This window comes from Methylomagnum sp. (assembly GCF_054333355.1).
Genome location: NZ_JBTEKS010000216.1, coordinates 1 through 7,686, shown reverse-complemented (window position 1 = coordinate 7,686; position 7,686 = coordinate 1). Strand labels below are relative to the sequence as shown.

Here is a 7,686-nt window from a genome sequence, read left to right as displayed (position 1 = left end):
CCGCGCCGTCGGCCAGCGTCAGGCCGTTGTAGATGTCGACGGTGCCGGTCACGGCCAGGGCGGGGTGGGCGGAATCGCCCAGCGTGACGGCGTCGAGGTCGGCGTTGCCGCTCAGGGTCAGCGCCGCGCCGTCGCCGCTGATGACCGTGCTGTTGCTGATCCGGGTCGCGCCGCCGTTGAGGGTCAAGCCATTGGCGAAGCTCAGCGTGCCGCCGTTTAAGTTGATCGTGCTGTTGAGGAGGCTGGTGCCGCCGCCCGTCGCGTCGGAATTGGGCGTCAGGGTGAGATTGAGCTTGCCCGCCGTGCTGGTGATCGACGCGCCGGTATTGATGTTGATGTTGTTGTGGGCCACCAAGGTCAGGGTGGCATCGACCCCGGCGCTCTTGGTGATCGTGCCCGAGACATTGATATTCCCGACGTCGAGATTCGCGCCCGCAATCCCCGTGGTGACGCTGACGCTAATGCCGGAGTTCAGCGCCGTCTGGATGGTGCCCGTGTCGATCACGGCGCCATCGTTGGTGGTGGTGAAATCCGGGTCGCCGGAAATATTGGTGTTGGTGCCGCCAGTGGCTTGGATCGTGATGTTGTTCGGGTCCAGCAGCCAAGTGCCGCCCTGCCCCGCCGCCGCCGTGACATCAGGCACCACAGGCGCATCCAGATAAGCCCCGGAGGTTTCCACGAACCCGCCATCGCCGCCTTGGGCACCGCCCTTGGCGCTGATGTGGCCGTACACACGGGTGGCCTTGTCCGCCCAGACGATGATTCGTTCGCCGCCGCCGTGGTAGCCCGCATCCGCCCGAATGAAGGCGGAAGGGGCTACATAGCTGGCCTCGGCGTTGGGCACGTCAGGATTCTTGCCCTGATAATCGCCGCCGATTAAAACTTCGCCGCCGCCCTCCTCGCCGGAAGCGTCCACGCTGGCCCCGTCGAGCAGGCCGGTTTGATCGCCGGTCAGTTGGAACTTGCCGCCACGCCGCCCGGTGACGCGGACATTGCCGGAAATGAGGGATTGGGTGGGATCGGGCGGGGGCGCGGTGGGATCGCTGGGAGAACGGCGCGGACTGGTGCGGCTGGCGACCGTCACCGTGCCGCCCTGGCCGGACACGCCCCGCGCCGATATGGCACCGCCCTCGAATTGGCGGACGGCCACGGTGGCATTCAAAGCCACCTTGCCGCCGTCGGTCTGGCCGTCGGCGCTGAGGAAGCCATTTTGCTCGACGCGCTCGGCCACGAGGTCGATTTTGCCGCCCTGGGTCTGGCCGTCGGCCTGGACTTCGCCGGTATGGCTCACCACGGTCGCGGCTTGCAACTGCGCCTGTCCGCCGCCGCCCACCGTGCCCCGCACATTCAACGAGCCGGCCTGTTCGACCTTGTCCCGCTTGGCCGTGACGGTAATCTTGCCGCCCTTCGCGCCACTGGCGATAAGCTTCGCGCCGGGTTCCACCTTGGCCGGGCCACCCGTCGCGGTCAGGGTGATGCGCCCGCCTTCGATTTTGCCGGACACATCCAGCCGCGCCGTGGCGGCGACCTGGACGGTCTTGGCTTCGGCGGTGATGGCCCCGCCCTTGGCTGCACTGCCCTTGGCTTCCAGCGTGCCGGCCAGATTGGCTTGGCCTTGCGGTGCCGTCACGGCGATGGCGCCGCCGGAAGGCCCATTGGCGGAGACGGTGGCACCCTGCGCCACGGTCACATCGCCCTTGGCGGATTCGATACTGACGCTGCCCGCCTTGCCGCCCTCTTTCAAGGACGGATTGGCGTCGGCGCTGATTTGGCTGCCCGTCCCGACCGACACATCGTGGGTGGCCTTCAGGAAAACCCGCCCGGATTGATCCCGCACCACTTGGTTGGCGTTGATGACGCCCGAATTGCGCACCATGGCACCCACCACGCCCACCTCGCCGCTTTCGGCGACGATGCGGCCCAGGTTGGTGGCCTGGTTTTTAGAGCCGGTGATTTCCACCGTCACGCCGGGGGCGCTGCTGTCCTCCAGCTTCACCTTGTCGCCCGCCGCGAGAACCACCTTGCCCTGTGGGGTGTGAATCAAGCCCTCGTTGCGCACTTCCGCGCCGACCAGATACACCTTGCCGCCGGTGGGCGTGGTGATGTCGCCTTGGTTCTCCACCTTGCCCGCGCTGGGGGTGGCGTCGAACTGGTGCTTACCGGCCTGGAAGTTGGCGTTGCTGAGGTTGAGGGTGGAGGCGACGAAGCCCGCCACGTCGATCTTGGCGCCCGGCCCCACCAGCACACCCGCCGGGTTGATTAGGTACACCTTGCCATTGGAGGAGAGCGTGCCTTGCAGGGTCGAGGGATCTGGCCCCTGCACGCGGTTCAGCACCGAACTGGACGCCGACGGCTGGTTGAACCGGGTGGTTTCGCCCTTGCCGATGGAGAACTGCTGCCAGTTGATGACGGCGCCGTTGCTGTTATTGATATTCAGCGTCGGGCCTTGGCTCTGGATCGTGGCCTGACCTTGGACCACCTGGGGTCCGGTGGGGTTGGCCCACCCGGCGCACGCCGGGAACAGGATGGCCGCGATGGCGAGAGAAAGTTGCTTGGGTTGGTGATTCACGACTCTTCGTCCCCCGTGGGTAAGACGCTTAATTCAGGGCGGATATGGACCTTATTATGCTAAATCTTTTACCCAAGATTGGCGGGTTTGTCCACCAGTGGAGCCGATGAAAAACCGGACGGTAAAACTTGCAGAAAACTTACGGATTTCGGTGGGTTACGCCTGGCTGTATCGCCCTAACCCGCCTCGCCACAGGATTCAGTGAGTTACGTGGTTAGGCCAGCAAAGCCGCCTCATCCACCGAGTCGATTTGGGCCGGGTCAAGGTATTTTTTGGCGTATTCCAGATACACTTTTTCCCGCACAAAAATATCGAACAGATCGGGGTCGATGTGCCCATCCCGCTTCATGCGGGCCATGATGCCGAGGCTTTCCGACAGCTTCTTGCCGGGCTTGTAGGGCCGGTCGCTGGCGGTGAGGGCTTCGAAGATGTCGGCGATCCCCAGGATGCGGGCCTGCACGCTCATCTCATCCCGGCGCAGCCCTTTTGGGTAGCCCTTGCCGTCCATCCGCTCGTGATGGCCCCCGGCGTATTCCACGACATTGCGGAGATGGCGGGGAAACGGCAGGCTTTCCAGCATGTCGATGGTCACGACGATGTGGTTGTTGATGACCTTGCGCTCCCGGTCGTTGAGGGTGCCGCGAGAGATGCAGAGATTCTCGATTTCGTCGTCGTCCAGCAGCGGCAGAGTCTCGCCGTTCCGCCGCCAGACCCGGGCACCGATGCGCCGGACCCGCGCCTTGTCCTCCGGCGACATGAACTCCCCGCCGGTGTTGCAGCGCCGCAGGAACGCCCGCTCCGCCGCCAATTCCTCGCACAAGGCATGATAGGCGCGGCCGTCCACCGTCTCGCCCCGCTCCGCCGCCGCCAGCCTTTCCTTCAAGTGGGCGATTTCCATGTCGCGCAGCAAGATTTCATACCGGGCGTCCACCACTTCGATCCGGTCGAAGATGGTCTCCAGCTTGGTGGCCTTGTCCATGACGTATTCGGGCGTGGCGATCTTGCCGCAATCGTGCAGCCAGCCCGCGATTTCCAGCTCGTAGCGGTCGGCCTCGGTCATGTGGAAATCTTTCAGCGGACCCACCTCGTTGCGGTGGGCGGCTTCGGCCAGCAGCATCGTGATGTCCGGCACGCGGCGGCAGTGTCCGCCGGTGTAGGGCGACTTTTCGTCGATGGCGGTCGCGACCAGCCGGGTCAGCGCTTCGAACAGGTTCTTCAAGTCCCGGATCAAAATGCCCTTGGTCAAGGCGATGGCGGCCTGGGACGCCAAGGCTTCCACCAGCCGCCGGGTCATGTCGTCGAAGGCGATGACCTGGCCGGTGTACGGGTCGGTGGCGTTGATGAGCTGCAACACGCCGATGATGGCGTTCTCGTGGTTGCGCAGGGGCACGGTGAGGAAGGAAGTCGAGCGGTAGCCGGTCTTCTGGTCGAATTTGGCGGTCCCGGAAAAATCGAACTCGGCGGTGCGGCTGTAGGAATCCCGCACGTTGACCGTGGTGTTGCGATGCACCGCGTAGGTCACGACATTGTTGTGATTGAGCCGACCATCCGGGTAATACAGCGGGATGGGCGGCACGCTGGGCGGCTCCGGCGCGGTGCCCCCCAGCCGAATGCCTAGGCTGTCGTTGTGCATGATTTGAATGGTCGCGCCGGTTTCGTCCACGGAATAAAGGCTTCCGCCGTCGGCGTGGGCCAGGGTCCTTGCGCATTCCAGGATGCGCTCCAGCAGGCGGTCTTGGTCGGCTTCGGCGGACAGGGCGAGGCCCATTTCCACCAGCTTTTCGAATCGCGAAATCATTGTTGTAATTTTCCGGGATGCGGGACGGGAGAGGGATTGGCGTGGGCCATAGAGCCGGATTTTGAACCGCTTCCGGCGATGGGGGAAGTGCGATAGTGACGTTTTGGCAACGGCGGGGCCGTTCGTGCTTGGCTCGCCCCGGAAGGCGTTCCTTAATATCGGGCAACCGGCGGTTGTGGGAGTGGCCTTCAGGCCACGACTAGGCGCGGAATTGTCGCGGTCTAAAGACCGCTCCCACAGTGATTCGAGGAAGCTATTCACGGCCAAACCCTAACCACCAGCCACCCGCCGCCCAATCAAGTCCTGAATCTCCGCCAAATCCACCGGCTTGACCAGATGGACATCGAAGCCGGCTTGCTCCGACTGGCGGCGGTCATCCTCTTGGCCGTAGCCCGTCATCGCCACGATCAACGTATCCGTCAGACCGCCCGCCCGCATCCTTCGGCACGCCTCGTAGCCATTGAGCCCCGGCAGGCCGATGTCGAGCAGCACCGCGTCGGGCCGCTCGGCCAGGGCCACATCCACCGCCGCCTGCCCCTCGTGGGCCAGGGACACCGCGTGGCCGTCGATTTCCAACAGCAGCGCCAGACTTTCCGCCGCGTCCACATTGTCATCCACCACCAGGACGCGCAGCGCGCCTTCGGCCAGCGCCGCCGCATCCGGCGCCGCTTCGACGCTGGCCGAAGGATCGGGCAGGCTCGGCAGGCGGATCACGAATTCCGTGCCCTTGCCCCGGCCCGCGCTATACGCCCACACCTCGCCGCCGTGCATGTCCACCAAGCGCTTGACCAGCGACAATCCAATCCCCAAGCCCCCCTCGGAACGGTCCAAGGTGCGGTCCACTTGATAGAACAGGTCGAACAGATTGGGCAAGGCGGCGGGGTCGATGCCCCGGCCATTGTCCTGGACGCGGATGACTGCATGGCCGTTGTCCCGCCCGGCGCTCACCCGGATGCGCCCGCCCTCGTCGGTGTACTTGGCGGCGTTGTTGAGCAGGTTCGATAGCACCTGGGCCAGCCGGACCAGATCGCCCTCGACGCGCAAGGGCTCGGGGACCGGAACAATCTCAAGCTCGTGGCGGCGGGCGTCCACCAGGGGCCGGCAAATCTCCACCGCCCGCTGCACGATCACGGCCACGTCCAGCGGCTCCGGCTTCAGCTCGATCTTGCCCCGGGTGATGCGGGACACGTCCAGCAGGTCGTCCACCAACCGGGTGAGTTGATCGGCCTGCCGCTCGATGATGTCGCGGCACCACGCGATGCGCGGCTCGTCGGTGGCGACCCGCTTGAGCAAATGCACGGCGTTGCGGATCGGCGCCAGCGGATTGCGGAGTTCGTGGGCCAGCATGGCGAGGAACTCGTCCTTGCGGCGGTCGGCCTCGCGCAGCCGCTCCTCGCTGGCCCGCAGCGCCGCCAGCCCCCGCGCCCGCTGCACCGCAGGCCAGGTCCGCCCCGCCACGCTGCGCAATAGCTGCACCTCGTCCTCGCGCCAAGTGCGCGGCTCGGCGCTTTGCACCGTCAAGGCGCCCTGCCAGCCGCTATCGCCCAGGAACGGCACGGTGAGCAGGGCGCCGACCCGGTGCGGCTCATAGGCAGCCACATGGTCGGCGGTGCGGGGATCGGTCTGGATGTCGGCGATGGCGACCGCCCCGCCCGCCGCGAGGGTGGCCAGCACCTCCGGCTCGGCGAAATTGTCCTGGCAATAGGCGCCCGTCACGCTCGACCCGTCCCGGCACCAGTCGTGGTTCACCACGCACACGCCCGCCGGATAGTCCACCTCGCTGACCAGGCAGCGCCACACGCCAAGATAGTCGCCGACACCGCTCACCACCCGCCGGAAAATCTCGTCCCCGTCGGTCAGCAGGGCCAGGTCCACCGCCAGCCGGTTGACGAACTGGGCGTTCAACTCGATGCGCTTCACCCGCTCGATATTGATGGCCGTGCCGAACCAGCGGACGATCTGGCCCGCCTCGTTGCGGATGGGCCGCCCCCACACCTTGAACCACTCGTACACGTCATCGTGACGGCGCACCCGATATTCCAGGTCGTAGGGCGCCCGACCGTCCACCGCCGCCTGCCACACGGCGAAGGCCCGCGCCTGATCGTCCGGGTACAACAGCCGGTTCCAGTCATTGCCGAGCTGCTCGCCGATGGGCACGCCGGTGTAGTCCGCCCATTGCTGGCTCAGGTAGTCGAAGTGGCCGTCCGGCCCGGTGGTGAACACCTTGCCGGGGATGGATTCCAGCATTTGGCGGTAAAACGATTCGCTCTCCCGCAGGACTTGTTGGGATTCGACCCGCTGCATGGCGAGCGCCACCTGATCGGCCACGGTCCGCATCATGTCGGCCTCGTCGTCGGTGAAGTCGGCGCGGGTCCGGGCGCCGAACGACAACAGGCCGATGATCCGGTTATCCGCCAGCAAGGGATGGCAGCAATAAGCCTGGACGCCGTAATTGCCAAGCAGCGCCGCCCGCAGGTCGAAGGCGTCCCGGATGCGCTCCTCCGCGACCGGCGGCTCGTCCTCGCCGCAGGCGCGGCCACACACGGACTCGCCCAGATCGAGCCAGCGAATCCGTTCGACCAGGGCGTCGGGAAGGCCGGCGCAGGACTTCAAGCGCAGCCGCCCAGTGTCGCCATCCAGCAGGAAATTAATGAACACCTGGCAATCCAGATGCGCCATGACCTCGCGGCACAGTTGGCCGATCACCGCCTCGGGATCGTCCGTCGTCAACAGCCGCCCGGCAATCCCGGACAGCAGGCGACAACTGGACTCCCGCCGCCGCAGGTCTTGATTGAGCCGGACGATTTCCTGCCCGGCCCGGCGGCGCTCGGTGGTTTCCACCAGGGACAGCACCAGTCCGCGCACCGCGCCATCCGGCGTCTTGTCCGGGGTCAGCGTCCAATCCCAATAGGTGACGCCGCGCTCCGGCTGGCCGGGAAAGACGAAAGGCTTGTCGTGGAATTCCACCGGGATGCCAGTGTCGCGGACCTGGATGAAGATGGACTCGTTCTCGGGATGGGGGTACAGCGCGAAATGGTTCTTGCCGACCATGGCTTCCGGCGCGTAGCCGCAGGTCCGGGCATAGGCCGCGTTGACCCGGACGAAATTGAAATCGCAGTCCAGGTAGACGAGATGGGATATTAGGGCGCCATCCAGCATCGCCCGGCAAACGGCCCGCTCCAGCCGCTGGCTCGCCCCGCCGACAGCGGCATGGCCCGCAGGCGCGGCGCGGCCTAGCTCAAACCGGGCGATGGCCCGCTCGACGGCGCGGGCCAGACCCGCCGGCGTCATCGACACCCGCTCCACAATCTCGTGGACG

3 protein-coding genes are annotated in these 7,686 nt (G+C 65.9%); all 3 read right to left on the bottom strand.

The features are described 5' to 3' along the window. Positions 1 to 2,569, bottom strand: a 2,569-nt coding sequence (locus tag ACXWUF_RS15105) for a two-partner secretion domain-containing protein (protein WP_458495481.1), incomplete at its 3' end; no start/stop codon positions are given. 214 nt (positions 2,570 to 2,783) lie between these two features. Then, positions 2,784 to 4,367: a GAF and HD-GYP domain-containing protein gene (locus ACXWUF_RS15100; protein ID WP_458495480.1), complete on the bottom strand. Its 1,584-nt coding sequence runs from the start codon at positions 4,365 to 4,367 to the stop codon at positions 2,784 to 2,786. Positions 4,368 to 4,637: 270 nt separating this feature from the next. Beyond that, the coding region (locus ACXWUF_RS15095) for an ATP-binding protein (RefSeq protein ID WP_458495479.1) at positions 4,638 to 7,686 on the bottom strand (3,049 nt) is incomplete at its 5' end.

Excerpts from the sequence above, each read along its gene's own strand:
- ACXWUF_RS15100 (WP_458495480.1), bottom strand. The coding sequence starts at position 4,367 with ATGATTTCGCGATTCGAAAAGCTGGTGGAAATGGGCCTCGCCCTGTCC.